At 74.6% G+C, this 26,785-nt stretch carries 17 protein-coding genes; 15 read left to right on the top strand and 2 right to left on the bottom strand.

Annotated features, from left to right (window positions below):
- Position 1: 1 nt before the first annotated feature.
- The 8 genes from ACZ6WH_RS34055 to ACZ6WH_RS34020 all read left to right on the top strand — a co-directional run bounded on the left by ACZ6WH_RS34055 (position 2) and on the right by ACZ6WH_RS34020 (position 9,269).
- A complete protein-coding gene (locus tag ACZ6WH_RS34055) occupies positions 2–1,420 on the top strand; it encodes a DUF3152 domain-containing protein (protein ID WP_469733362.1) in 1,419 nt (472 codons plus the stop codon).
- Between the two features lie 244 nt (positions 1,421–1,664).
- Positions 1,665–3,524, top strand: coding sequence for a glycosyltransferase (locus tag ACZ6WH_RS34050; RefSeq protein ID WP_469733360.1), 1,860 nt, complete (start codon positions 1,665–1,667; stop codon positions 3,522–3,524).
- Positions 3,521–5,155 (top strand): hypothetical protein, encoded by a 1,635-nt coding sequence (locus ACZ6WH_RS34045; protein WP_469733358.1) that lies wholly within the window; start codon positions 3,521–3,523, stop codon positions 5,153–5,155. Before ACZ6WH_RS34050 ends, ACZ6WH_RS34045 begins: the two co-directional genes overlap by 4 nt.
- 100 nt (positions 5,156–5,255) lie before the next feature.
- Positions 5,256–5,396: a hypothetical protein gene (locus ACZ6WH_RS34040; protein ID WP_469733356.1), complete on the top strand. Its 141-nt coding sequence runs from the start codon at positions 5,256–5,258 to the stop codon at positions 5,394–5,396.
- Entirely contained in the window at positions 5,393–6,373 is a 981-nt protein-coding gene (locus ACZ6WH_RS34035) for an NAD-dependent epimerase/dehydratase family protein (RefSeq protein ID WP_432858576.1), read from the top strand. Before ACZ6WH_RS34040 ends, ACZ6WH_RS34035 begins: the two co-directional genes overlap by 4 nt.
- The gene (locus ACZ6WH_RS34030) at positions 6,361–7,176 is read left to right on the top strand and encodes a spherulation-specific family 4 protein (protein WP_469733354.1); all 816 of its coding nucleotides are present in this window, start codon (positions 6,361–6,363) and stop codon (positions 7,174–7,176) included. Before ACZ6WH_RS34035 ends, ACZ6WH_RS34030 begins: the two co-directional genes overlap by 13 nt.
- Before the next feature lie 63 nt (positions 7,177–7,239).
- Positions 7,240–8,418 carry an adenylyltransferase/sulfurtransferase MoeZ gene (moeZ, locus tag ACZ6WH_RS34025; RefSeq protein ID WP_361563866.1) on the top strand — a complete coding sequence of 393 codons (1,179 nt, stop codon included), beginning with the start codon at positions 7,240–7,242 and terminating at the stop codon, positions 8,416–8,418.
- Positions 8,419–8,615: 197 nt separating this feature from the next.
- Positions 8,616–9,269 carry a hypothetical protein gene (locus tag ACZ6WH_RS34020; protein ID WP_469733351.1) on the top strand — a complete coding sequence of 218 codons (654 nt, stop codon included), beginning with the start codon at positions 8,616–8,618 and terminating at the stop codon, positions 9,267–9,269.
- Between the two features lie 181 nt (positions 9,270–9,450).
- On the opposite strand, the gene ACZ6WH_RS34015 is transcribed toward ACZ6WH_RS34020, so the two are convergent.
- On the bottom strand, positions 9,451–12,510 hold the full coding sequence (locus ACZ6WH_RS34015; RefSeq protein ID WP_469733349.1) for a lysylphosphatidylglycerol synthase transmembrane domain-containing protein: 3,060 nt from the start codon (positions 12,508–12,510) through the stop codon (positions 9,451–9,453).
- Positions 12,511–12,683: 173 nt separating this feature from the next.
- Between ACZ6WH_RS34015 and ACZ6WH_RS34010 the strand changes: the two genes are divergently transcribed.
- The 5 genes from ACZ6WH_RS34010 to nudC all read left to right on the top strand — a co-directional run bounded on the left by ACZ6WH_RS34010 (position 12,684) and on the right by nudC (position 23,270).
- Positions 12,684–13,157, top strand: coding sequence for an MGMT family protein (locus ACZ6WH_RS34010; RefSeq protein WP_469733347.1), 474 nt, complete (start codon positions 12,684–12,686; stop codon positions 13,155–13,157).
- A 307-nt stretch (positions 13,158–13,464) separates the two neighbouring features.
- Positions 13,465–17,058 (top strand): ATP-dependent helicase, encoded by a 3,594-nt coding sequence (locus tag ACZ6WH_RS34005; RefSeq protein ID WP_469733345.1) that lies wholly within the window; start codon positions 13,465–13,467, stop codon positions 17,056–17,058.
- A gap of 63 nt (positions 17,059–17,121) precedes the next feature.
- The gene (locus tag ACZ6WH_RS34000; protein WP_469733343.1) at positions 17,122–20,832 is read left to right on the top strand and encodes a UvrD-helicase domain-containing protein; all 3,711 of its coding nucleotides are present in this window, start codon (positions 17,122–17,124) and stop codon (positions 20,830–20,832) included.
- 10 nt (positions 20,833–20,842) lie between these two features.
- Complete coding sequence (locus ACZ6WH_RS33995) at positions 20,843–22,243, top strand: dipeptidase (RefSeq protein ID WP_469733341.1); 1,401 nt, start codon at positions 20,843–20,845, stop codon at positions 22,241–22,243.
- A 91-nt stretch (positions 22,244–22,334) separates the two neighbouring features.
- Positions 22,335–23,270, top strand: coding sequence for an NAD(+) diphosphatase (nudC, locus tag ACZ6WH_RS33990; RefSeq protein ID WP_432858592.1), 936 nt, complete (start codon positions 22,335–22,337; stop codon positions 23,268–23,270).
- A gap of 95 nt (positions 23,271–23,365) precedes the next feature.
- Here nudC and ACZ6WH_RS33985 read toward each other — a convergent pair whose 3' ends face one another.
- Positions 23,366–23,623 carry a glutaredoxin domain-containing protein gene (locus ACZ6WH_RS33985; RefSeq protein ID WP_432858594.1) on the bottom strand — a complete coding sequence of 86 codons (258 nt, stop codon included), beginning with the start codon at positions 23,621–23,623 and terminating at the stop codon, positions 23,366–23,368.
- 178 nt (positions 23,624–23,801) lie between these two features.
- On the opposite strand from ACZ6WH_RS33985, the gene ACZ6WH_RS33980 reads away from it, so the two are divergent.
- Together ACZ6WH_RS33980 and ACZ6WH_RS33975 are read left to right on the top strand one after the other, a co-directional pair.
- The gene (locus tag ACZ6WH_RS33980) at positions 23,802–26,147 is read left to right on the top strand and encodes an ATP-dependent DNA helicase UvrD2 (RefSeq protein WP_469733338.1); all 2,346 of its coding nucleotides are present in this window, start codon (positions 23,802–23,804) and stop codon (positions 26,145–26,147) included.
- Between the two features lie 193 nt (positions 26,148–26,340).
- Complete coding sequence (locus tag ACZ6WH_RS33975) at positions 26,341–26,694, top strand: hypothetical protein (RefSeq protein WP_469733336.1); 354 nt, start codon at positions 26,341–26,343, stop codon at positions 26,692–26,694.
- The last annotated feature ends 91 nt before the right edge of the window (positions 26,695–26,785 follow it).

Below are 26,785 nucleotides of genomic sequence, written 5' to 3'. Positions count from 1 at the left end.
AGTGGGACGCCATAGCCGCCGGGCCCAGGACGGGACCGCCGACACCACCGAGACCGACGTCGTCATGGACGGGCGGGCCGCGGCCGGCCCGCCGCCCCGGCAGCCCGCGGCAGCCCGCGGTGCCGCCCAAGGCCCCGGGCCGGACGCGGGACCCGGCAGGGGCCGCCGGCGGCGCGGCGAGGACGGCCCGGCGGAAGCCCCGGCGGTGCGCGGCGGCCATCCGGCCCACCAGGAGGACACCGGCGGCCCGCGCCACCCGCAGGCGCCGGGTGTCCCGCTGGTGCCGCATCAGCGCGGTACGGGCGGCGGCCGGCCCGGTGTGCTCGGCACGCCCGTCGATCCGGGCGGCGGCCGGCCGGGGCCGCGCCAGGAGTACCTGGACGCCTTCGCCGACGACGGTCACTTCGCCGCGCCCGCTCCCGGTGCGGTGTCCGGCCCGCGTCCCCCGAAGGGCGCGCGCCCCCCGGTGGGCGGTCCGCCCACCGCGCCCGTGCCGCCCTCAGGGGCTGCGCAGGGGGTGCCTCCCGTGCACCCGCCGTCCTCCGGTCCCGAGGAGGACGAGGAACTCGCCGCATACGAAGCGGAGTTCGCCGGGCGGGAGCCGTCACAGGACGCTCCCGCCCGGCGGCGCGGCGCCAAGGGGCGCACGTTCACCGGAGTGGCCGCCGCCGCGGTGACCACCGTGCTCGCGGTGGTGGTCGCGGGGCAGGTCGCCGACGCCCGCAAGAACGGCGCCGAGGGGGCGCCGGTGAGCGGCGGGGACGCCTCGCCGGACGCCGACGCCGCGAGCCCGCGCCCCGGGCCCACCGCCGCGCCCGTCACGTACGCGGCCAGGATGGCCAAGGTCTATCCGCTGGCCGCCGATCTGAAGGGGCCGGGGACGTTCCGGCCGGCCGGCGGCGCGGCGGCGGCGCCGGGCCGCGGGGACGTGGTGCGCTACCGCGTCGACGTCGAGGACGGGCTCGGGCTGGACGGCGGGCTGTTCGCCGAGGCGGTGCACAAGACGCTGAACGACGAGCGCAGTTGGGCGCACGGAGGGCGGCGGACGTTCGAGCGCGTCGCCTCGGGCAAGGCGGACTTCGTGATCACCTTGGCGAGCCCGGGGACCACGGACGAGTGGTGCGCCAAGTCCGGCCTGGACACCAGTCAGGAGCGCGTCTCCTGCGACTCGGCCGCGACCGAACGCGTCATGATCAACGCCTACCGGTGGGCGCGCGGTGCCGAGACGTACGGCGCCGACAGGATGTACGCGTACCGGCAGATGCTGATCAACCACGAGGTGGGGCACCGGCTGGGGCACGACCACGAGGGCTGTCACCGGCAGGGGGCGCTCGCGCCCGTGATGATGCAGCAGACCAAGTTCCTGAGCACGGACGGCGTCACCTGCCGCCCGAACGCCTGGCCGTTCCCGACCGCCTGACGCGCGGCACGTCCCCGGCGCAGAGTCTCCGCTCGCGCGACCGACACTCCATGTAGCGCTCCGTGTACGTAGCGCATCAGAACGCCGGGTTCGGCGGAAAGTTACGCCTCTTCACCCCTTTTGGTGGCGCGATGGACAACCGTCCGTCGCGCCACCGGTGCTTCTGCGTAGCGTCGGGGCGCAGGCGGTGCCGAATCAGGCCACCGCCCGGAAGGTCGCCGATCCGAGGAACGGGGGTGCACTTGTGCGCATAGGTCTGCTCACTGAGAGTGGCGATCCGTACGCGTGTGGTGAAACGCGCGTCTGGTGCGACCGGCTCGTGCGCGGGCTCACCGGTCATGACTTCGAGCTGTACGCGCTCGGCCGGGACGCCGCGGCACAGCCCGGTCCGGCCGGGCTGCCGAAGCGGGTCCGCGTGGCACGCACGGCCCCGCTGGGGGGCGAGCTGCCCGACGCGGACCGCTGGTGGCCGGCCGGCGCGAAGGCCCGGGCCGGGCGCCGCGTGCGCCGACGCTTCGCCCGGCACTTCGCGGACCTCACGACGGCGTTCTGCGGTGCGCCCGGCGAGCCGGCGGACGAGCCGGCGAAGGCGGCGGACCCGCGTGGCAAAGGCAGCGTGGGCAGCGGTGCGGAACCGCAGGCGGACCGTTTCGCCGCGGGGCTGTACGGCCTCGCCGAGCTGGCCCGCACCGACGGCCTCCTCCCCGAACTGCTCCGCTCCGAGACGGCCGTCCGCGTGCTCGAAGCGGCCTGCCGGGCGCCCGGCGCCACAGTGGCCGCGCGCGCCGCCCAGGTGAGCGACCTGCTGGCCGTCACCGAAGCGCTCGAAGCCGCGCTGCGCCCGCTGTCGCTGGACTGGTACGGCGACGGGGAGGGTGGGTGGCACGAAGGCGCGCGAGGCGCCGGGTGCGCCGACGAGCGGGGGCTCGGCGGAGTCGACCTCTGCCACGTCACGAGCGGCGGCCCGGCAGCCCTCGCCGGACTGCTGGCCAAACGCTTCTGCAACACTCCGCTCCTGGTCACGGAGTACGGCGTACGGCTGCGCGAGCACTACCTCGCGCGCGGCGCCGTAACCCTCAGCACGCCCGTGCACGCCCTGCTGGCGGCCTTCGAGGCGGCGCTCGCCACGGAGACGTACCGCGTGGCCGATCTCATCACCCCCGGCAACACCCGCATCCGTCGCTGGCAGGAGCGGTGCGGCGCGCCCCGCGACCGGCTCCGCACGGTCTACCCGGGCATGGACGCCGCCCCGTTCGCCGCCGTCCCGGACGCCGCCGCCGACGGCTCCAAGACCCTGGTGTGGGTCGGGACCGTCGAGCCCGAGAAGGACCTCATCGGCCTGCTGCACGCGTTCGCCCGGATCCGCGCCGCCGAGCCGGAGGCGACCCTGCGGATCATCGGCGCACCCGGTGAGGGCCCGGAGTCGGCCGCGTATCTCGCGCACTGCAGGGCGCTCGCCGCGCAGCTCTTCCCGGACGAGGCCGCCGACGCGGTCACGGTCGGCGAGAACCCGGTCTCGTTCGAGGAGATCGGCGACCCCGGCGTGGCGCGCCTCGCCGACGCCTACGAAGCGGGCGCGGTGCTGGTGCTGTCCAGCGTCGTCGGAGGGTTCCCGAGGACGCTGGTGGAGGCGATGTTCTGCGGCCGGGCCACGGTGTCCACGGACGTGGGTGCGGTCTGCGAGGTCATCGGCGGCACGGGCCTGGTCGTACCGCCGCGCAACCCCCGGGCGCTGGCCGAGGCGTGCACCGCGCTGCTGAGCGACCCGGCGCGGCGGGCCCGGCTGGGCGCGGCGGCGCGCGCCCGGGCACTCGAACTGTTCACCGTCGAGCAGAACATCGGGGCATTTCGTGGCATCTACCTGGAGCTGATGGCGCACACCCCGCTGCTCCATGCCGAGCGGGACGTGGACGGCGCGCCGCGCCTCTTCGCGCGCACCGCCGAATCGCAGCTTCCGGGCCGGTGGTCCGCCGCCCGCCCGGCGTCCGGGCCGCAGGACAGCGGCCACACCCCCAGCTGGGCCCGACCGCCCGCGGGACCGGACCACGCCGGGCCGCGGGTGCCGGCCGGCGTGGCCCGGACGAGAGGAGGAGCCGACGCATGACCGCGTACCGGACCCGGGCCGCGCACCGGCCCGAGCTGCCCACCACCCCGCGCAGCCCCGGAGGCTGGGACCCCCGCTCCAGCGCGATGCTCGGCCGGGCCGCCGGGAGCACCGCTCCCGCGGGCGACGTGGCCGGGACCGACGGGCCCGCCATCGGCGGGACGCCCTCCGGGAGCGCCACCGCCTCCGGGAGCGCCACCGCATCCGGAAGCGCCGCCGTCTCCGGAAGCGCCACTGCCTCCGAAGGCGACGCGGCCGACGCCCCAAGAGGTGCCGGCCTCGGACGCGCCCCCGAGGCGGCGCGGGACGCGGGCCACGAAGAGGAGCCGCACTCCGCCCCCGAAGAGGGCCCCGCACGGAAGACGCCGCCCCGGAGGGGGCCCGCGGACCCCGTACGGGAGCTGATGCACCGCCACCGGGAGCTGTGCGAACGGGCCGTGGACCCGCTGGAGATCGCCGCGGGACTGGAAGCGCACGGCGTGACCGACCGTACGGCCGCCCGCTTCCGGCACCGTGACGTCTTCTCGCTCGCCGAGGAGCTCTACGCCCGTGTGCCGCGCACCGACGCCCCCGACGCCGCGCGTCCCGCCGACCCGGCGCCGCTGCCCTCCCGCCGGGTCCGCGCCGCGCTGCAGGCACTGCCGGGCGCGCTGGCCGCGGCCACCGTCGCCGCCGTCGCCTCGGTCCAGGGCCCGGCGCCCGCCCCGTACGTCCGCCCGGCCCTGGCCGTCGCCGGCGCGGCGTGCGTCTTTCTGGCGCTGCGGCTGTGCCTGCGGAGCGGACCGCTGGGCGGCGGGCAGCGCACCGGCCGCGTGGCGGCCCTGTGGACCTGCTGGCTCGCCGGTTACGCGCTCTTCGGCGACCGGCTCTTCCACCTGCTGCGGTCCGGCGGCCCCGACGTATCCGCGGGCGGATGGCGGGCCGCCTTCGAGGCGCTGTTCGCCGCGGCCCCGGAGGCCGCCGGCGGGCCGCTCCGGCTGCCCGGCCTGACCCCGTACGGCACGGCGACCGCGGTCGCACTGTGCTGCGCGGTCGTGCCCGCAGCCTGGTGCGCGCGCCGGTTCGCGGTACGCGGGCGGCGCCGGCTCGCGGCCAGCCGCGGCCTCGGTGAGTTCGCGGCCCGGATGCGTCCCCTGCTGATCGGCACGGTGCTGCTCTTCGTGGCCGCGGTCACCGCGCTGCTGGCCGCCGCCGCCCTCCTGACCGGCACGCCGGGCGCCGGCCCCGGGCCGCTGCCGCTCCGTGCGCTCGCCCCCTCCGCCGCCGCTCTGGCCCTCGCCGCGCTGCTGTTCCTCGCCCGCCTCCTGGCCGTCCACGGCTTCCCGGCGGCCGCGGGCACCGGGCTCGCCACGGCCGGCGCGCTGGAGGCCCTGGCCCTCGCCACGCTGCCCGCCGGGCGGCTCCCGGGGCTGGACGCGGTGGCCCGTCCCGTGGAGACGGCGGCCGGCCTGCTCGGCCCCGCCGTCGTACCGGCCGTGGCCTGCGCCGCCGCCGCGCTCGGCCTGTTCGCGTACGGACTGCGGGCCCTGACCGGCGCGTCGGCGCACTCCCCGGAGCCCGGTACCGCCGCGCTCCGGCCCGGCCCCGCCGGCCCGCAGCCGCCCGGTCCGCCCGCGGCGACCACCCCCTGATCCACGCGGCCGCGCAGCCACGCAGGCACCGGCCGCGCACCGTCACCCCCCGCTCCGTACCCCGACCCCCTTCACGACCCCCTCTGAGGAGCCCTCGCCCATGACCGTCCAGCACGCTGTACGAGAACCACTCGTACGTGAACCGGCCGTACGGAAGCCGGCCACCGCCCCGGCCCTGCGGGAGCGGGCCACCGCCCGCCCGGCCGTTCCGGCCGTACCGGAACTGGGGGGCGCGCGATGAGGGTTCTGCTCGTCGGTGCCAATGGGTACCTCGGCCGGCACGTCGCCGACCGGCTGCTCGCCGACCCCGCCGTCCAGCTCACCGCGCTCGGCCGCGGCGACGACGCCGACGTCCGCTTCGACCTGGCCTCGGGCAGCCCGGGCGCGCTCACCCGCTTCCTCGACGCGGTGCACCCCGGCGTCGTGATCAACTGCGCGGGCACGACGCGCGGCGGCGCCCGCGACCTCACCCGGCACAACACCGTCGCGGTCGCCACGATCTGCGAGTCGCTGCGGCGCAGCGGCTGCGGTGCCCGTCTGGTGCACCTCGGCTGCGCCTCCGAGTACGGGCCGTCGCAGCCGGGGTCGTCCACCGCCGAGGACGCGGTGCCGCGCCCCGGCGGCCCGTACGGCGTGAGCAAGCTCGCCGCGACCGAACTGGTGCTGGGCTCCGGCCTGGACGCGGTCGTGCTGCGGGTCTTCTCGCCGGTCGGCCCCGGCACGCCGGCCGGGTCCCCGCTGGGCCGGCTCGCCGAGGCGATGCGCCGCACCATCCAGTCCGGCGAGGGCGAGCTGAAGCTGGGCGGGCTCGGCGTGCAGCGCGACTTCGTCGATGTGCGCGACGTGGCGCGCGCCGTGCACGCCGCGTCGCTCTCCGCCGCCCAGGGAGTGGTGAACATCGGCACGGGCAAAGCCGTACGACTGCGTGAGGCCGCCGCCGTGCTCGCCAGAGTCGCCGGGTTCGGCGGCGCGCTGCACGAACTGGACACGCCGCCGGGGTTCGCCCCGGGCGGCCACGCCCCCGCGCGGGTCGCGATCCCGGGCCAGACCGGCGAGCACCCCGGTGGCGGCCTGCCCGCCTACCCGTACCCGGACGGCTGCGGCAGCTGGCAGCAGGCCGATGTGCGGACCGCCCGCGACCGGCTCGGCTGGCGCCCGCGCATCGGGCTGGAGGAATCGCTCGCGGACATCTGGATGGAGGCCGCATGTCGCATCTGACCGCGCAGACCCCGAGCCTCGAAGCGGCGCTCGGCGCCGGCCCGCTAGGGGTCGGGGTGCCCGGATACGGGCACCCGCTGCTCGCCCCGGCCGAGTGGGGCGAGCTGCACCGGCTGGCCCAGGAGGGCCCGCATCCGTACGGCGGCGGGCCGCTGCACTGGGCGGTGCTGAACGTCGCCGACGGGCCGGGCTCCCGGCCCGACCCGCACTGCCTGGCTGCCGTGGCCCGGCTGCGGGCGGCGACGGGCCCGGACCGGGGTGCCGGCGGACGGCGGCCCGGCCCCCGGCTGCTCGGCCACCTGAACGCGGCGTACGGCTCCCGGAGCTTCGGCGAGCTGGTGTCCGAAGCGCATCGGTACCTCGACTGGTACGGGGTGGACGGCTTCATCCTGGACCGCTGTCCCACGGACCGGACACACCTCGCCGAGACCCGCCGCGTCGCCACCACGCTGCGGGCCCTGACGGACGACGCGTACCTCGTCTTCCGGCACGGCGAGCATCCGTGCCCCGGGTACGCGGAGAGCGCCGACCAGCTGGTCACCTTCGCCGGCCCGTGGACGGAGTACCGCTGGTCACAGGTGGCGGAGTGGACCGCGGACCATCCGCCGGAGCGGTTCTGCCACCTGGTGCACGGCATTCCGCGCACGCACCTGGAGGAGGCGCTGCGCATCGCCCGGTGGCAGGGCGCCGGCACCGTCTTCTTCACCGACCGCCGGGACACCGGCGCCGGGGACGCCTGGCAGACGCTGCCCGGTTACTGGGACGAATTCGTCTCGCGCATCGGACCTGGTGTCTCGGAATGAAGAAGGGCGTGGCAGTGTTACCGACAGAGCAACTGTCATGAATTACCGACCAACGGAGTCCCCGTGTCGCTGCCACCCCTGGTAGAGCCCGCTTCGGAGCTCACCGTCGATGAGGTCCGCAGGTACTCCCGCCACCTGATCATCCCCGATGTCGGGATGGACGGGCAGAAGCGGCTGAAGAACGCCAAGGTGCTGTGTGTCGGCGCCGGCGGCCTGGGCTCGCCCGCGCTGATGTACCTGGCCGCGGCGGGTGTGGGCACGCTCGGCATCGTGGAGTTCGACGAGGTCGACGAGTCGAACCTGCAGCGCCAGATCATCCACAGCCAGGCGGACATCGGCCGCTCCAAGGCGGAGTCGGCGAAGGACACCGTCCTCGGCATCAACCCGTACACCACGGTCAACCTGCACAAAGAGCGCCTCGACTCCTCCAATGTCATGGAGCTCTTCGCGCAGTACGACCTGATCGTCGACGGTACGGACAACTTCGCCACCCGTTACCTGGTCAACGACGCCTGCGTGCTGCTGAACAAGCCGTACGTGTGGGGTTCGATCTACCGCTTCGACGGCCAGGCGTCGGTCTTCTGGTCCGAGCACGGTCCCTGCTACCGCTGCCTGTACCCGGAGCCCCCGCCGCCGGGCATGGTGCCCTCCTGCGCCGAGGGCGGCGTCCTCGGCGTGCTGTGCGCCTCGATCGGCTCCATCCAGGTCAACGAGGCCATCAAGCTGCTCGCCGGCATCGGCGACCCGCTGGTCGGCCGCCTGATGATCTACGACGCGCTGGAGATGACCTACCGCCAGGTCAAGGTCCGCAAGGACCCCGACTGCGCGGTCTGCGGCCCGAACGCCACCGTCACCGAGCTCATCGACTACGAGGCCTTCTGCGGCGTCGTGTCGGACGAGGCCCAGGAGGCGGCCCTCGGCTCGACGATCACTCCGAAGCAGCTCAAGGAGATGATCGACGGCGACGAGAAGATCGAGATCATCGACGTCCGCGAGCCGAACGAGTACGAGATCGTCTCGATCCCCGGCGCCAAGCTGATCCCGAAGAACGAGTTCCTGATGGGCACCGCCCTGCAGGACATGCCGCAGGACAAGAAGATCGTCCTGCACTGCAAGACGGGTGTCCGCTCCGCCGAGGTCCTCGCGGTCCTGAAGTCCGCGGGCTTCTCGGACGCGGTGCACGTCGGTGGCGGCGTCATCGGCTGGGTCAACCAGATCGAGCCGGACAAGCCGGTCTACTGACCGTGCGCGCCCACTGAGCGCAGGAAGGCCCGTCCGTATCGCGGACGGGCCTTCCGCATGTTGGGCGCGGGCCGGGGCTCCGGAGACGCCCCGGTGCGGCGTACCCGAGGGACAGCGTTCCGTCCCGCCGCAAAGGGGGCGCTGCCCGCGCCGTAAAGCAGTACCGCGACGGGAAGTGCCCGCCGTACCGTTGCGGCATGGACTTCTTTCCGCCGCCCCGGCCGAGGGACGAGGAGACCGGCGACGAGCTGGAGTTCGCGCGGGTGCCCTGGGACGGCGCGCCCGAGGAGGTCATCGGCGGCGTCGTGCCCCTGGAGCGGGTGCTGGCCCGCAACGACCACCTGGCGATCGTCGCGACCCAGGCGGTCGCCTACGCGGACGGTGTGGAGATCGGGCTGCGGCTGCGCGCCCGGCGCCGCCCCGGCATGAGCCGTGAGGAATGGGCGCTGGTCTCCCGTGGCATGTGGGGCTTCGACGACGATCCGTGGCACGTGGCGCAGGCGGAGGCGGCGGCCGCGCAGGGCCGCCACCCGGACGGGCTGCTGCGCTTCGGGGTGCGCTTCGCGGACGGCTCCGTGGTGACCACCGTCGACGAGCGCGAGGACGAGGACGAGTGGCCCGGCCGGCGGCCGGAGCGGCCGGTGCTGTGCCTGAGCGAGGAGGGCGGCGGCGGCTCCGGCGAGAACGTCGACACCGAGCACACGCTCTGGCTCTGGCCGCTGCCGCCGCCGCAGCTCTTCGAGCTGGCGGTGGAGTGGCCGCTGCTGGGCGTGGAACTCACCTTCACGCCGCTGGACGGCGCCGAGATCGCAGCGGCCGCGGCCCGGGCCCGCCCCTTCTGGGACGACTGACGGGCCCGGCCGGCCCTACGGGGCCCGCGGGGCGCGGCGTACGGAGGCGCGTGCCGCGCTGTGTACGGAGGTACGTGCCGCGCCGCGTACGAAGCCGCGTGCCGCGCGGGCCTCTTGAGGCGCGCGTCGCGCCACGTATGAAGGCGAGCGGCGACCGTGCGCTCGCCTTCGTACGCGTGCGTCACAGCGATCCCTTGCGCGTCAGGAACGTGAAGGACATCCAGCCCGGCAGCACCGGCAGCCAGAACGTCATCAGACGGAAGAGCAGCACCGCCGACAGGGCCGTGTCACTGCCCAGGCCGGCCGCCGTCAGCAGACCGGTCAGGGCCAGTTCCACGGCGCCGACGCCGCCCGGCGTGGGCGCGGCGGAGCCGAGCGCGTTGCCCGCCAGGAAGACGACCGCGATGCTCGCGTAGGAGATCTGGTCGCCGCCCCCGAAGGCCCGGATCGAGGCGTCCAGGCACATCACGTTCGCCGCCGTCAGCAGCAGCATGCCGCCGATGCCGGCGACCAGCTTCTTCGGGCGCTGCAGCACGTCGAGCATGCGCGGCACCACGCCGGCGAACAGCGACCGCACCCGGGTCACCACGAACTTGCGCAGCGCCGGGATGGCCGTGACCACCAGGGCCAGTACCGCCGCCGTCAGCAGCCCCGCGATGACCGTACGGGACGGCGACAGCGAGGGCGTGCGTTCGGTGCCGGTCAGATAGCCGAAGGTCAGCAGCAGCAGGATGTGGCTGCCGAGGCCGAACAGCTGGGACGCGCCGACGCTCGCCACGGCGAGGCCCGGCCGGATGCCGGCCCGTTGCAGGAAGCGGGCGTTGAGCGCCACGCCGCCGACCGCGGCCGGCGCGACCAGCTTCACGAAGTTGCCCGCGACCTGCGCGATCACCGTCCGCACGAAGGAGACCTTCTCGGGGACGAAGCCCAGCAGGCTGAGCGCCGCCGCGATGTAGGTCAGCGCCGAGAAGAACATCGCGGCCGCCACCCAGCCCCAGTTCGCCTCGCCGATGACCTGGTCGAACTTCACGTGCGTGAGCTGCGAGAGCAGGAAGTACGCGGCGAACGCGCCGGCGATCCAGCTCACCAGCGTGCGCGGGCTGATCCGCTCCAGCTTGGCCGGTTCCACCGGCGCGGTCGGCCGGATCAGCAGCACCTGGCGGCGGATCTGCGAGAGCAGGTCCTCCTCGCGGGCCTCCTCCATCGCCTCGTCCAGCGCCCGCTTCTCGGCGTTCTTCTCGGCGCGCAGCGTCTTGCGGTCGGTACGGCCCTCCTCGGCCTTCGCCGCCTTTGCCGCCTGTGAGGCCGCCAGGACCGCCTCACGCTCCCGCTTGGCCCGCTCCCTGGCCAGGTGGCGCAGGGTCGCCCGGGTGGTCCGGCTGAGCGCGATCGGCTGCAGCAGCGGCAGGCTGTCCGCCACCGCGTCCGGGCCGAGCACCTCCACCGCCGCCTGCACGCTGCGCTCCGCGCCGACCCGCAGGCCCAGCGTGGTCATCAGCTGCGCGACGTCCATCCGCAGCACCACGTCCCCGGCGGCGATCTCACCGCCGCGAAGGTCGGTGAGGACGACCGTGCCGGAACGATCCACCAGGAGCGCGTCACCGACCAGCCGCCGGTGCGCGATGCGCCGTGACTGCAGCGCCGCGACCTGCTGCCAGGCGTTGTCCATCAGCTCGTCGGTGATCTCCTCGTCCGCGAGCGCGTCCAGGGTGCGGCCCCCGACGTGCTCGTACACGAGCATCACGGCGTCCGGGCCCAGCTCGGAGGTGGCGATCAGCTTGGGCGCGTTCGCCCCGGCCGCGATCGCCGCGTACGCCAGCAGCGCCTCCTGCTCCAGCGCCTGGCGCAGCGACTGAAGGCTGCGGCGCTGGTTGATGCCGCGCAGCGAGAGCCTGCGCCACACGCGGTAGAAGAAGCCCTGCGCCTGCTGCTCGCGGTCCACGACGGTGACGTCGATGGGCGGGCCGTCCTCCAGGGTGACGATGTACCGGCGGCCGCGGTCGGAGTGCTCCGGGTACGCGGTGTCCTCCGCGCGCAGCGCGCTGACCGGCCGGAAGCCGACCCGGCGCAGGCCGGCCAGGAGGTTCTGACCGGTCGGCCGGACGTTCGGGGAACCGACCGCGTACAGCGTGCCGAAGGCGACCGTGTAGCCGATCAGTACGGTCGTGACGATCGCGAACGGGGTGGTGTACCGGCCGACGAGCACCGCGAAGGCGTCGAGCAGCAGCACGCACCACATGGCCACGCGCCAGCGCGGCCTACGGGACATGCCGACGGCCGTCATGTAGGCGATGACGGGCGCGAGGTAACTGTGCACGGGGGCGGTGATCGCCCCGTTGGCCAGCGGCTGGGTGAGCGCGTCCCGGATGGACTCCGGTGCGGCCTCGGCCACCCAGAGGTCCGTCGCGAGTGACACCCCGTGGGCGAGGACGGCCGCGAGCACGCCGTCGGCGATCCGCAGGCCGTCCCGTTTGATCAGCCGTTCGATCGCGAAGGCCACCGGAACGATCAGGACCGCGATGCTCGCGGTCAGCCCGGCGAAGGTGATCAGTAGCTGGGGTGCCTGTCCGGCGCCCTTGCCGATGTCGTTCTCCAGGCCCTGCGTGGTGCCGTGCGCGAACGTCGCCAGCCCCAGGACCAGCGCGATCCCCACGATGCCGAGCAGGAAGCGCAGCAGATCGAAGGGCCGGTGCACGCGCGCGGGCAGCAGGGGCTCGTCGCCCGAGATGTGGTCGACGTGGAACTCGCTGCCGACGCCCTCGTCGCCGATCCGGTCGCCCTTGGCGAGGCGGTCGTCCCCCTCGGGGCGGTCGGTCCGCTCCGTACGGAGGCCCTGCGCCGTCCCGGGTCTGTCGGCGTCCTGCCCGCCCGCGTCGTCGCGCGTGGCACCCGGCGGCGGACGCTCGTCCTTCGGGCTGCGGCCGGCGGCTGCGCCCGCCCCTTCGGGCACGTCGGCCCGTCCGGCCTGGTCGGTCGTGCTTGCCATGTCGGTGGTGGAAGCCCTTCCCCGTTGTAGCGGCTGTCCCGGTGTCTTCTCCGGCTGGTCCGGCTGCTCCGGCTTCCTCTTGATCGTTCCGTCGTTCTCGTTCTCGGCGGTGCTGGTGCCGGCTGTACCGGCCTCGGTGGAGCGGTGGTCGGCGGTGCTGCCACCGGGCCCGGACAGCGCGTCGGGAGCGCCCGCCTCCCCAGGAGGCGCCGCGCCCTGATGCTGCTCAGCCGTCTCTTCTTGATCTCGTATCACCAGTCACCGCCCGGAAGATGGTGGCACGGCCACGGAGCGGAGGGGGGCATCAGGGTGCATTTCGGGGGCGCGGGAAGCGCAGCGTACGCCGCGTCGCCCCTTCGTGCACGCGACGCCACCGCCGTGGCGGGGAACGGCGGGCGTTGTCGGTGGCGTACGGCAGGATGGGCCGAATGAGTGGGACCGGAGAGAACGGGAGCGACGCCCCGGGCGGCGAGCTGCCGGAGTACGCGGATCGCGTGCTCGACCTGGCCGAACGGATTCCGCCGGGCCGCGTGATGACCTACGGGGACGTCGCCGAGTACCTGAATGAAGAGGGGCACCCCGATGCGCACCCGGAGGCGGGAGGTGGCGGGCGCCGGATGGGCCCGCGGCAGGTGGGACGCGTGATGGCGCTGTACGGCGGCGCCGTGCCGTGGTGGCGCGTGGTCCGCGCCGACGGCGTCCTGCTGCCGGGCAGCGAGCGGCGCGCGCTCCAGCACTACCGCACCGAGGGCACGCCGCTGCGCGAGCCGAAGCGCACCGCCGGCTCCCGCGAGGAGCGCGGGATACCGCGGCTGGACATGGCGCGGGCGCGCTGGGACGGCAGCGAGCCGGACCCGGCCGGTTCCCGGGACGCGGGCGGCGCCCCGGACCGCGAGGGCTGAGCGCGCGGCTTCCGGGGGCGCGTACGGGACGCGCGCGACCGGCGGTTCCCGCCGCTCGCTCGCGGGACGCGCTGCGGCTCGTGCGCCACCTGGCGTAGCGTCGGGCGCAGCCCGCACGACGGACACCAGCACCCATACCACCCCGCACTTCGGCACCACACGTATCGACAGCCTTGTCCGTACCACCAGCATCACCGCAGATCGGGCGTCCGGCATCACTCACCGGACACCCGTCTCCACCGCATCCGCACACCAGGACCCCAGTACCACCGCAACCGCACCTCAGACCCCGGCACAGGCGATCCACGTGAGTTCCTCCTCCTCGGCGATTCCGCAGCCCCGGCCGTACCCACGGCCGGAGCGGCGGGATGCGCCCGGCGCGTACCGCCTGGTCCGCAGCCGGCCGGACGCGGTGCGCCCTCCTGTCCTGGACGCACGTCAGCGTGCGGTGGTTGACCATGAGGGCGGCCCGCTGCTCGTGCTGGCCGGCCCCGGTACGGGCAAGACCACGACGCTCGTCGAGGCGGTCACCCGGCGCGTACGAGAGGGCACCGACCCCGAGCGCATCCTGGTCCTCACCTTCAGCCGCAAGGCCGCCGTCGAGCTGCGCGACCGGATGGCGGCCCGGCTGAGCCACGAGAGCCCGTCGGAGGACGGGGCGGGGGACACGGGAGCCGCCTTGCGCCGGGCGGGCGGCCCGCAGGCCACCACCTTCCACTCCTTCTGTTACGCGCTGGTCCGCGCCCATCAGGACGCCGACCTCTTCGCCGACCCGCTGCGCCTGCTGTCCGGACCCGAGCAGGACCTCGTGGTGCGTGAGCTGCTGGCGGGCCAGGCGGAGCTGGCCCGGGAGGGCCGCGCGCCGGTCGGCTGGCCGGACGAGCTGCGGGCCTGCCTGACCACCCGCGGCTTCGCCGACGAGGTGCGCGCCGTGCTCGCCCGCAGCCGCGAGCTGGGTCTCGGCCCGGACGCGCTGGGCGACTTCGCGCGCCGCACGGGGCGGCCCGACTGGGGCGCCGCCGCCGGTTTCCTCGCCGAGTACCTCGACGTCCTCGACGCGCAGGGGGTGCTGGACTACGCCGAGCTGGTGCACCGCGCGGTGCTGCTCGCCGAGCGCCCCGAAGTGGCGGCCGAGCTGGCGCGCCGGTACGACGCGGTCTTCGTCGACGAGTACCAGGACACCGACGCCGCGCAGGTACGGCTGCTGCACGCGCTGGCGGGGAACCGCGGGCCCGCGCGCCCCGGGGCCGGCGGCGGCCGCACCCTGGTCGCCTACGGCGATCCCGACCAGTCCATCTACGCCTTCCGCGGCGCCGACATCAACGGCATCCTCGACTTCCCGGAGACCTTCCGGCGCGCGGACGGGGCGCCCGCGCCCGTAGAGGTGCTGCGCACCGCGCGCCGTTCAGGGGCCGCGCTCGTCGCCGCCACCCGGCTGCTCACCCGCCGCATGCCGCTCAACCGGCTGCCCGCCCGGCAGGTCAGGGAGCACCGCGAGCCCACGCCGGTACGGGACGGCGGCCGGGCCGAGGTGTACACGTACCCGACGGCCGGGGCCGAGCTGGACAACATCGCCGACATCCTGCGCCGGGCCCACCTGGAGGACGGCGTTCCCTGGCAGGACATGGCCGTCCTCGTGCGCGCCGGCGGCCGTTCGATCCCCTCCGTACGCCGCGCCCTCACCTCGGCGGGCGTCCCCCTCGACATCGACGGCGACGACCTCCCGCTGCGCCACGAGCCCGCGGTCGCGCCGCTGCTGCTGGCGCTGCGGGTGGCGGCGACGGACGCGCCGGTGACCGCCGTCCCGGGCACGGACGGGGCCGAGGAGGCGCCGGACGGGGACCTGGACGCGCACCTGACGGCCGACGGGGAGGCCCGGACCCCGGAGGAACCCCCGGGGGAGGGGGGAGCCCCGGACGAGGCCGCGGAGGAGGCCACGGAGCCCGTCGAGCCCGCCGAGTCCGGTGCGCCGTCCGGGGCCGAGGCGCCCGCCGCGTACACGCGCATAGCGCCCGAAGTGGCCATAGAGCTGCTGACGTCGCCGCTGGGCGGGATGGACGCCGCCGATCTGCGGCGGCTCGGGCGCGCGCTCCGGGAGGAGGAGCGGGCCGCCGGGCAGGCCGTGGCGCGCCCCTCGGACGTACTGATCGCCGAGGCGCTGGACGAGCCGGAGCGCCTCGTGGCCCACGACCCGGCGTACGCACGGGGCGCGCAGCGCCTCGGGGTGATGCTGCGCAAGGCCCGCGAGCTGCTCGCCGGCGGCGGCACCGCCGAACAGGCGCTGTGGGAGCTGTGGGACGGGACGCCCTGGCCGGGCCGGCTCGAACGGACCGCCCGGCGAGGCGGCGCCGCGGGCCGGAACGCGGACCGTGACCTGGACGCGGTGGTCGCCCTGTTCGAGACCGCGGCGCGCGCCGAGGAGCGCACCGGCGGCCGGGGCGCCCTGAACTTCCTGGAGGAGCTGGACAACCAGGACATCGCCGCCGACACGCTGACCCGCCGTACGGTGCGGCCCGAGGCGGTCCGCCTGATGACCGCGCACCGCTCCAAGGGCCTGGAGTGGCGCCTCGTCGTGGTCGCCGGCGTACAGGAGGGGCTCTGGCCCGACCTGCGCCGCCGCGGCTCGCTGCTGGAGGCCGACCGGATCGGCCGGGACGGTCTCGCCGAACCGCTCACCCCGGGGGCGCTGCTCGCCGAGGAGCGCCGGCTGTTCTACGTGGCGGCCACCCGTGCCCGGGAGCGCCTCGTCGTCACCGCCGTGAAGGCCGCGGCCGACGACGGCGACCAGCCCTCCCGCTTCCTCACCGAGCTGGGCGTCGACCCGGTCGACGTCACCGGGCGGCCGCGCCGCCCCCTGTCGGTGGCCGCGCTCGTCGCCGAGCTGCGCGCCACCGTCGTCGACCCCGCCGCCTCCGAGGCGCTGCGCACCGCCGCCGTCGAGCGGCTCGCCAGGCTGGCCGCGCTCCGGGACGACGAGGGCCGCCCCCTCGTGCCCGCCGCGCACCCGTACCGCTGGTGGGGCCTGTACGAGCCGACGCACAGCTCCGTACCGCTGCGCGACAAGGACGCCCCCGTGGCGCTCTCGGGCAGCGCACTCGACCAGCTGGCCAACACCTGCGCGCTCCAGTGGTTCCTGGGCCGGGAGGTCAAGGCGGACGCGCCCGCGACCGCTGCGCAGGGCTTCGGCAACGTGGTGCACGTCCTGGCAGACGAGGTCGCCTCCGGCCGCACCCCGGCCGACCTCGCCGTGCTGATGGAACGGCTGGACTCCGTATGGGACTCGCTCGCCTTCGACGCGCCGTGGAAGTCGCGTCAGGAGAAGGACAGCGCACGCGCCGCCCTGGAGCGCTTCCTGCGCTGGCACGTCATGGAGCGCGAGACGCTCGGCCGCACCACGGTCGCCACCGAGCACGGCTTCGACGTCACACTGAAGGCCGGCGCCGCGGAGGAGTACGCGGTGCGCATCCGCGGCAGCATGGACCGCGTCGAGGCCGACGCGGACGGCCATGCGTACGTCGTGGACTTCAAGACCGGCAAGAGCCGGCCGACCGGCCCTGAGGTGGCCCGGCACCCGCAGCTCGCCGTGTACCAGCTCGCGGTGCGCGAAGGGGCTGTCGACGAGGTCTTCGGGGGCCGCACCCCGGAGCCCGGGGGAGCGGAGCTGGTACAGCTGCGCCAGGGCGCCGCGAAGAAGGACGGCGGCGACGCGCTCCCCGTGGTGCAGGCGCAGCCTCCCCTGTCGGGTGAGGGGGCGGGCGAGTGGGTCGGCGACCTGCTGGCCACGGCCGCGGGCCGCGTACTGGAGGAGCGCTTCGTCCCCTCGACCGGACAGCACTGCACGCACTGCGCCTTCAAGAGCTCCTGTTCGGCGCGGCCCGAGGGGCAGCACGTCGTCGAGTGACGGTCCGCCCCACTGACCGGCGGTTTTGCTCCGTTGTCAGTGCCGCCCGTTACCGTCTCGGACGTGTCCGCGCGCATCACCGACCCCGAACAGCTCAAGGAGCTGCTGGGCATCCCGTTCACCCCGGAGCAGCTGGCCTGCATCACGGCACCGCCCGCTCCGCAGGTGATCGTGGCCGGTGCCGGCTCCGGCAAGACGACGGTGATGGCCGCGCGCGTGGTGTGGCTGGTGGGCACCGGGCAGGTCGCCCCCGAGCAGGTACTCGGCCTGACGTTCACGAACAAGGCCGCGGGCGAGCTGGCCGAGCGGGTGCGTGCCGCCCTGCTCGCGGCCGGCGTGACCGACCCGGACCCGGCGCCCCCCGGCCACGGGAACGCCGACGAAGCTCCCGGCGAGCCCCGTATCTCCACGTACCACGCCTTCGCCGGCCAGCTCCTGAAGGACCACGGCCTGCGCATCGGTGTCGAGCCCAGCGCCCGGCTGCTGGCCGACGCCACCCGCTTCCAGCTCGCCGCCCGGGTGCTGCGCGAAGCGCCGGGCCCGTATCCCGCGCTCACCACCTCGCTGCCCACCCTCGTGGAGGACCTCCTCGCCCTCGACGGCGAGCTGGCCGAACACCTCGTCGCCCCCGAGGAGCTGCGCGCGTACGACACCCGGCTGCTCGCCGAGCTCGGCGCCGCCAAGCTCAGCAACGCCGAGCTGCGCAAGGTCCCCGAGGCGGTGCAGGGCCGCCTGGAGCTGCTCGACCTGGTCGGCGCGTACCGCAGCGAGAAGCGCCGCCGCGACCTCCTGGACTTCGGCGACCAGATCGCCCTCTCCGCCACGCTCGCCACGACACGCGCCGAGGTGGGCCGCCTGCTGCGCGAGGAGTTCGCCGTCGTCCTGCTGGACGAGTACCAGGACACCTCCGTGGCCCAGCGCCTGCTGCTCTCCGGGCTCTTCGGCGGGGGCACCGGCCACGCCGTCACCGCCGTCGGCGACCCCTGCCAGGCCATCTACGGCTGGCGCGGCGCCTCGGTGGCCAACCTCGACGACTTCCCCCGGCACTTCCCGTTCGCCGACGGCAGCCCGGCGCGCCGCTTCGCGCTCAGCGAGAACCGCCGCAGCGGAGGCCGCCTCCTGGACCTCGCCAACGGCCTGGCCGCCCCGCTGCGCGAGCGCCACGAAGGCGTCGAGGCCCTGCGGCCCGCTCCGGGTGCCGAGCGCGACGGCGTCGTGCGCTGCGCCCTGCTGCCCACCCACGCCGACGAGATGCGCTGGCTCGCCGACTCCCTCGCCCACCTCGTCCGTACGGGCACGCCGCCCGGCGAGATCGCCGTCCTGTGCCGCACCGCCGGCGATTTCGCCCGCATCCAGGGCGAGCTGGTCGCCCGCGACATCCCCGTGGAGGTCGTCGGCCTCTCCGGGCTGCTGCACCTCCCCGAGGTCGCCGACCTGGTCGCCGTCTGCGAGGTGCTCCAGGACCCCACGGCCAATGCCGCCCTGGTCCGCCTCCTCGTGGGGCCGCGCTGGCGCGTCGGCCCCCGGGACCTCGCCCTGCTGGGCCGCCTCGCCCGTACGCTCGTCCACCGCGACGGACCGTCCGACGATCCCGAGCGGCGCCTCGCCGAGGCCGTCGAGGGCACCGACCCGGCCGAGGTGATCTCGCTCGCCGACGCCCTGGACACGTTCCTCGGGACGGACGCCGGCGCCTCGGGGGAGGACGGGCCGGGCGCCGCGCTGCCCTTCTCGGCCGCCGCGCGGGTCCGCTTCGCGCACCTCGCCGCCGAGCTGCGCGAGCTGCGCCGCTCCCTCGGGGACCCTCTGATGGACGTCCTGCACCGCGTCCTGGCCACCACGGGGCTGGACGTCGAGCTGTCCGCCTCCCCGCACGCCCTGGCCGCCCGCCGCCGCGAGACCCTGGGCTCCTTCCTCGACATCGCCGCGGGGTTCGCGGCCCTGGACGGCGAGGCCACGCTGCTGGCCTTCCTCGGGTTCCTCCGAACGGCCGTGCAGCACGAGAAGGGCCTGGACAGCTCCCTCCCGGGCGGCGAGAACACCGTCAAGGTGCTGACCGCGCACAAGTCCAAGGGCCTGGAGTGGGACGTGGTCGCGGTCCCCGGGCTGGTCGAGAAGCAGTTCCCCAGCAGCCGGGCCCGCGAGTCCTGGACCAGCCAGGCCAAGGTGCTGCCGCACGCCCTGCGCGGCGACGCCGACACCCTCCCCGACGTACCGGAGTGGGACAGCCGCGGCCTGAAGGCCTTCAAGGAGGCGATGAAGGACCACCAGGCCACCGAAGAACTGCGCCTCGGATACGTCACGTTCACCCGCCCGCGCTCCCTGCTGCTCGGCTCCGGCCACTGGTGGGGGCCCGATCAGAAGAGGCCCCGCGGCCCGTCCGCCTTCCTGGACGCGCTGCGCGCGCACTGCGAGGCGGGCCACGGCGAGATCGAGGAGTGGGCCGACCCGCCCGAGGAGGACGCGGAGAACCCCGCCCTCGTGGCCGCGGACGACGACGCGGCGGGGGAGTGGCCGCTCCCGCTGGACCCGGAGGCGATGGCCCGCCGCCGGGCCGCGGCCGAAGCCGTACTGGCCCGGGTGCAGCGCCTGGAACACGGTCCGGAGCAGGCCGGGACGGCCCCCTCCGGGCCACCGGAGGCCCCGGCCGGCCCCGTTCCGGCGGACGACCCGGAATGGCCGCCCGAGGAGCCCGCGTACGAGGACGAGGAGAGGTACGGCGACCCGTACGGCGAGGACGAGTCCTACGAGCCGCCGTACGGAGAGGACGACGAGGACGGGCCCTACGAGCCTCCGCACGACGAGGACGGCACGTACGCAGCGCCGGACGACGCCTCGCACCCCGGCCACCCCACACGCGCCGTCCCCGACCGCACCGCGCACACACCCGCCGTCCCCGCGGCCCGGGACGGCGACGAGGCGGACACCATGGCTTCGCTCGTCCCCGAGGAGCGGCGGGCCGTCGCGTCCTGGGATCGCGACCTGGACGCGCTGGCGGGCGAGCTGCGCCGGTCCCGGGCCCGCGTCCAGGACGTGCCGCTGCCGTCCTCGCTCAGCGCCTCGCAGCTGATGCGGCTGGCCGCCGACCCGGACGGCTTCGCGCGCGAGCTGGCCCGGCCCATGCCGCGCCCCCCGCAGCCCGGCGCGCGCCGCGGCACCCGCTTCCACGCCTGGGTCGAGTCCCGCTTCGAGGAGCTGACGCTGCCGATGCTCGGCCCCGAGGAGCTGCCCGGCGCCGACGAGGAGATGCCGGCCGAGGAGGGCATCGCGGACGAGCGGGACCTCGCCGCCCTCAAGGAGGCGTTCGCGCGCACCCCGTATGCGCGGCGCACGCCGTACCGGGTGGAGGTGCCCGTCCAGCTCACCCTCGGGGGCCGCATCATCCGCGGCCGCATCGACGCCGTCTACCGCCTCGCCCCCGAGCCGGAGGCGACGGACAGCCACGAGGGCCCGGTGTACGAGATCGTCGACTGGAAGACGGGCCGCAGTCAGGACGCCGACCCGCTCCAGCTGGCCCTGTACCGCCTGGCCTGGGCGGAGCAGCGCGGCGTCCCGCTCACCGCCGTGCGCGTCGCCTTCCTGTACGTGCGCAGCGGCGAACTGGTCCGGCCCGCGGGACTCCCCGGCCGCCGTGAGCTGGAACGCATCCTGCTCGGCGAGCACCCGGGCGGCACCGACGGCACGGCCGCCGCACCGGGCGCGTACGACGCCGACACGGCGTACCCGGCCGGTCACGGAGGTGAGACCGGCGACCGTACGACCCATACGGGCCGATAGGCTCAGGGGTATGAGCAGCACCCCGGACAGCGCCGTCCGCACGTACATCAGCAGCCGCCGTGAGGCCTTCCTCGACGACCTCGGCGCATGGCTGCGCATCCCCTCGGTGTCGGCCGACCCCGGCCACTCCCCCGATGTACGCCGCAGCGCCGAATGGCTGGTCGCGAAGCTCGCCGAGACCGGGTTCCCGACAGTCGAGATCTGGGAGACCGAGGGGCTGCCCGCGGTGTTCGCCGAGTGGCCGTCCGGTGATCCGGAGGCCCCGACGGTGCTCGTCTACGGCCACCACGATGTGCAGCCCGCCGCCCTGGAGGACGGCTGGCACACCGACCCCTTCGAGCCGCACACCGCCGACGGCAAGCTGTACGCGCGCGGCGCGGCCGACGACAAGGGCCAGGTCTTCTTCCACACGCTCGGGGTGCGGGCGCACCTCGCCGCGACCGGCCGTACCGCCCCCGCCGTCAATCTCAAGCTGATCGTCGAGGGCGAGGAGGAGTCCGGTTCGCCGAACTTCCCCGCGCTGATCACCAAGCACGCGCACCGCCTCGCGTGCGACGCGGTGATCGTCTCCGACACCGGCATGTGGGCGGAGGACACGCCGACCGTGTGCACGGGCATGCGCGGCCTCACCGACTGCCAGATCGACCTGTACGGGCCCGGCCAGGACATCCACTCGGGCTCCTTCGGCGGCGCCGTGCCGAACCCGGCCACCGAGGCGGCCAGGCTGGCCGCCGGGCTGCACGACGCGGATCGCAGGGTCGCGATCCCCGGCTTCTACGACGGCGTGGCCGAGCTCACCGAGCGGGAGCGGAAGCTCTTCGCCGAGCTGCCCTTCGACGAGGAGGCGTGGCTGCGTACGGCGCATTCGCACGCCGCGCTCGGCGAGGCCGGCCACACCACCCTGGAGCGCGTCTGGGCCCGCCCCACGGCCGAGGTCAACGGCATCGGCGGTGGCTATCAGGGCCCCGGCGGCAAGACCATCGTGCCGTCCAGGGCCCAGCTGAAGCTCTCCTTCCGGCTGGTCGCCGGCCAGGACGCGGCCGCCGTCCAGGAGGCCGTCCGCTCCTGGGTCGCCGAGCGGCTGCCGGCCGGCATCCGGCACGAGATCACCTTCTGGGGCGCCACCCGGCCCTGCCTCACCCCGCTGGACCACCCCGCCCTGCAGTCGGTCGCCCGCGCGATGGGCCGCGCCTTCGAGCAGAAGATCCGCTTCACCCGGGAGGGCGGCTCCGGGCCCGCCGCCGACCTCCAGGACGCGCTCGGCGCGCCGGTGCTCTTCCTCGGCATCTCCGTGCCCTCCGACGGCTGGCACGCGCCCAACGAGAAGGTCGAGCTGGACCTGCTCATGAAGGGCGTCGAGACCGCGGCGTACCTGTGGGGCGACCTGGCGGAGAACTGGCGCCCGGCATGACCCGACCACCGCGGCCGCGGCCCCCTGCCGGCCGGCGCCCCGCATCCGTACGCAGCCCGCACCTCTCGCACAGGGGGAGTTGGAAACACCAGTGACCACCCGGATCGATCACGACGCACACCGGCCCATCACCTTCAGCGCCGACAGCGGCATCGACCGCAGCGCGCATCACCGACTCGACGAGGCATGGCTCGCCGCGGCGTGGAGCCACCCGACGACGCGCGTCTTCGTGGTCTCCGGCGGCCAGGCCCTGGTGGACGACACCCCCGACGGCCGTACGGAACTGGTCATGACGCCCTCCTTCGAGGCGCCGATGACCGAGACCCACCGTTACTACCTCGGGCAGGACGAGGACGGCGTCCGCTACTTCGCGCTTCAGAAGGACTCGCTCCCGGGCCGCATGGACCAGTCCGCGCGCCCCGCGGGCCTGCGGGAAGCCGGTCTGCTGCTGTCCGAGCGCGACGCCGGCCTCCTCGTGCACGCCGTCGCCCTGGAGAACTGGCAGCGGCTGCACCGCTTCTGCTCGCGCTGCGGCGAGCGCACGGTCATCGCGGCGGCGGGTCACATCCGCCGCTGCCCGGCCTGCGGCGCCGAGCACTACCCGCGTACCGACCCGGCCGTGATCATGCTCGTCACCGACGAGGAGGACCGCGCGCTCCTGGGGCGCCAGGTGCACTGGCCCGAAGGCCGGTTCTCCACGCTCGCCGGCTTCGTGGAGCCGGGCGAGTCCATCGAGCAGTCGGTGCGGCGCGAGGTCCACGAAGAGGCCGGCGTGGTCGTCGGGGACGTCGAGTACGTCGCCAGCCAGCCCTGGCCCTTCCCCTCCAGCCTGATGCTCGGCTTCATGGCCCGTGCCACGCACCCCGAGATCCAGGTGGACGGCGAGGAGATCGAGGAGGCCCGCTGGTTCTCCCGTGAGGACCTGCGCGAGGCCTTCGAATCGGGCGAGGTCCTGCCGCCGTACGGTATCTCCATCGCGGCCCGCCTGATCGAGCTCTGGTACGGGAAGCCGCTGCCGAAGCCGTAGCGGCCGCGGGCATGCGCGAGGGCCGGAACCGTACGGTTCCGGCCCTCTGCGCGTCCGGCCTCACAGCGCGGGCCGCGCAACGGCGTGCGCGGGCCTCAGGCGGCGAGCTTCTCCTTGATCCACGCGAGCGACGGGTTGCCCTTGGCGTGCTGCTCGCCGCCCGCCTCGGGGACCACGACGACGGTCGGCACCAGCTGGTTGCCGCCGTTCACGGTCTCCACGTACGTCGCGGACTCGGGGTCGTGCTCGATGTTGATCTCGGTGTACGCGATGCCCTCGCGGTCCATCTGGCCCTTGAGCCGACGGCAGTAACCGCACCAGGTGGTGCTGTACATCGTGACAGTGCCCGCCATGAGTCTCGCGCTCCTTCTTGCTGCTGCTCGGCGTGGTGGCGGCGGATTGCCGCGACCGCAGTGGTTCAACGCGCACCTACCCCGGACCATTCCCCGCTCTCTCGGGGGCGCTCGCGGGTGAGTATTCCCGCCTTCTTCTAGTGCTTCCCGCCCCGCACGCTTCCGGCTCCTTCGGGACGTGCGCAAAAGTACGACCACCGGCCGCGCCTGTGGACAACATTCCCGGCCGCCGCCACGGACCTGGCAGCATGGCGGGGTGACAGCAGCATCGGACCCCACCCTCTTCCCGCAGGCACCGTCGGCGACGAACTTCCCCGCCGCCCCGGCGGACGCCGACGCCGTGCTGGAAGGGCTCGACCCCGAGCAGCGCGAGGTCGCCACCGCGCTGCACGGCCCCGTCTGCGTGCTGGCCGGTGCGGGTACGGGCAAGACCCGCGCGATCACCCACCGCATCGCGTACGGCGTCCGCGCGGGCATCCTCCAGCCCAACACCGTCCTCGCCGTCACCTTCACCAACCGTGCGGCGGGCGAGATGCGCGGCCGGCTGCGCCAGCTCGGCGCCGCCGGCGTCCAGGCCCGTACGTTCCACTCCGCCGCGCTGCGCCAGCTCCAGTACTTCTGGCCCAAGGCGGTCGGCGGCGAGGTCCCCCGGCTGCTGGACCGCAAGGTCCAGCTGGTCGCCGAGGCCGGCGCCCGCTCCGGCATCCGGCTGGACCGCACCGAGCTGCGTGACGTCACCGGCGAGATCGAATGGTCCAAGGTCACCCAGACCGTCCCCGCCGACTACCCGGCAGCCGTCGCCAAGGCCACCCGCGAGGCCCCCCGCGACCCCGCCGAGATCGCCCAGATCTACCGCACCTACGAGGACCTCAAGCGGGACCGCGGCGTCATCGACTTCGAGGACGTGCTGCTGCTCACCGTCGGCGTGCTCCAGGACCGCCCGGACATCGCCGAGCAGGTCCGCTCCCAGTACCAGCACTTCGTCGTCGACGAGTACCAGGACGTCAGCCCCCTCCAGCAGCGCCTTCTGGAGCTGTGGCTCGGCGACCGCGACAGCCTCTGCGTGGTCGGCGACGCCAGCCAGACGATCTACAGCTTCACCGGCGCCACCCCCGACCACCTGCTGAACTTCCGTACCCGCCACCCCGGCGCGACGGTCGTGAAACTGGTCCGCGACTACCGCTCCAGCCCCCAGGTCGTCCACCTCGCCAACGGTCTCCTGTCCCAGGCCGGCGGCCGCGCCGCGGAGCACCGGCTGGAGCTGGTCTCCCAGCGCGAGGCGGGCCCGGAGCCGGTCCACGTGGAGTACGGCGACGAGCCCGCCGAGGCGGAGGGCACCGCGCGCCGCATCCGCGACCTGATCGCCTCCGGCGTGCCCGCGGGCGAGATAGCCGTCCTCTTCCGCATCAACGCCCAGTCCGAGGTCTACGAACAGGCGCTGGCCGACGCGGGCGTGCCGTACCAGCTCCGCGGGGCCGAGCGGTTCTTCGAGCGCCCGGAGGTGCGCGAGGCCGGTCACAAGCTGCGCGCGGCCGCCCGCTTCGGGGGGAACGACGCGCTGCTGGACGACGCCCAGGACCTGCCCTCGGAGGTGCGGGCCGTACTGAGCGAGATGGGCTGGGGCGACCGGCCGCCGGCCGGCTCCGGCGCCGTGCGCGACCGCTGGGAGTCCCTGGCCGCGCTGGTCCGGCTCGCCGAGGACTTCGCCCGGGCGCGCCGCGAGGCCACCCTCGCCGACCTGGTCGCCGAGCTGGACGAGCGGGCGAGCGCCCAGCACGCTCCGACGGTCGACGGTGTGACGCTCGCCTCGCTGCACGCCGCCAAGGGCCTGGAGTGGGACGCGGTCTTCCTGGTCGGCCTCACCGACGGCATGCTGCCGATCACGTACGCCAGGACGGACGAGCAGCTGGAGGAGGAGCGCCGCCTGCTGTACGTCGGCATCACCCGCGCGCGGCGCCATCTGAGCCTCTCGTGGGCCCTCTCGCGTTCTCCCGGCGGCCGGGCCCACCGGAGCGCCAGCCGCTTCCTGAAGGGGCTGCGGCCGGGCTCCGGGGCCGCGGGGCACCGCTCGCCCGGCGGGGGCGGCGGCATCGTGCGGGGCGTCGGCGACGCGGCCGCCCGGGGCGAGGAGCGGGAGGCGCCCCGCCGCACGCGGCGCGGGCCGATCCGCTGCCGGGTGTGCGGCCGGGTGCTCTCCGACGGCGGTGAGATCAAGCTGATGCGCTGCGAGGACTGCCCCTCCGAGCTGGACGAGGGGCTGTACGAGCGGCTGCGGGACTGGCGCGAGGGGCAGGCCGCCGCGCTGGGCCAGCCGGCATTCTGCGTCTTCACCGACAAGACGCTCATGGCGATCGCCGAGGCCGTTCCGGGAACCGAACAGGAGCTGGCGGGCATCCCTGGAGTTGTACGGCGCAAGCTCGGCAGATTTGGTGCCGACGTCCTGGCCCTGTGCGCGGGGGAAGAACTCCCGGGTGGAGAACTCGCGGCGGGCCGGGCCGAAGGTGACGAGGACGCTGCGGAATGAAGGCTTCCGGGGAACGTCTCCGATGACGCGGAAAAGTCGTCGGAAAAATAGTTTGCGCGCGCGGAGCGCATCCCCATAGCCTTCGGAAGCACGGAGACAACGGGCCTTCCGAGAACCGTTGGATTCGTGCTGTACTGAACAACCCGGACCGGTTCGCGCCGGTCCCCGAAGACGCCGAAAGGAGGCGAGACCAGTGATCAGCTTCATCGAGACCCAGAAAATGACCGATCTCTCGGTCGTCGCCGCCTGCCCGCTCGGCTCTTCGCTCCGTAGCACCGGTCTGTCCGGAGCCGGTCTGTCCGGTTCCGTCCGCCTGTCCGGCGTTGCGGCCCCGCGTCCCGCGTCCCTCGCGATTCTTCCGATTCGCGAGCGCAGCGAGCGACCGACCGAGGCACCTGAGGTAGCAGCAGTGGCAAACGCGCATGCCTTTGCCTTTGCGGCGGCCAATGGTGCCGAATCCCTGACGCAGTACGGCACGACCGAGTACACGCAGCAGAACGACATGTGGGCCTTCCGCGGGCTCGAACCCTGGAGTGATCCAGCCTGATCGGCGAGATCAGGTCGGCACCTTCCAGGGCCGCGGAACCCACACCGGGATCCGCGGCCCTTTTGTTTGTCCTCCGCAGCCGGCGGAGGGC

The sequence above is a fragment of the Streptomyces sp. NPDC050806 genome, assembly GCF_055586425.1.
This window is presented reverse-complemented; position numbering and strand designations above follow the sequence as displayed.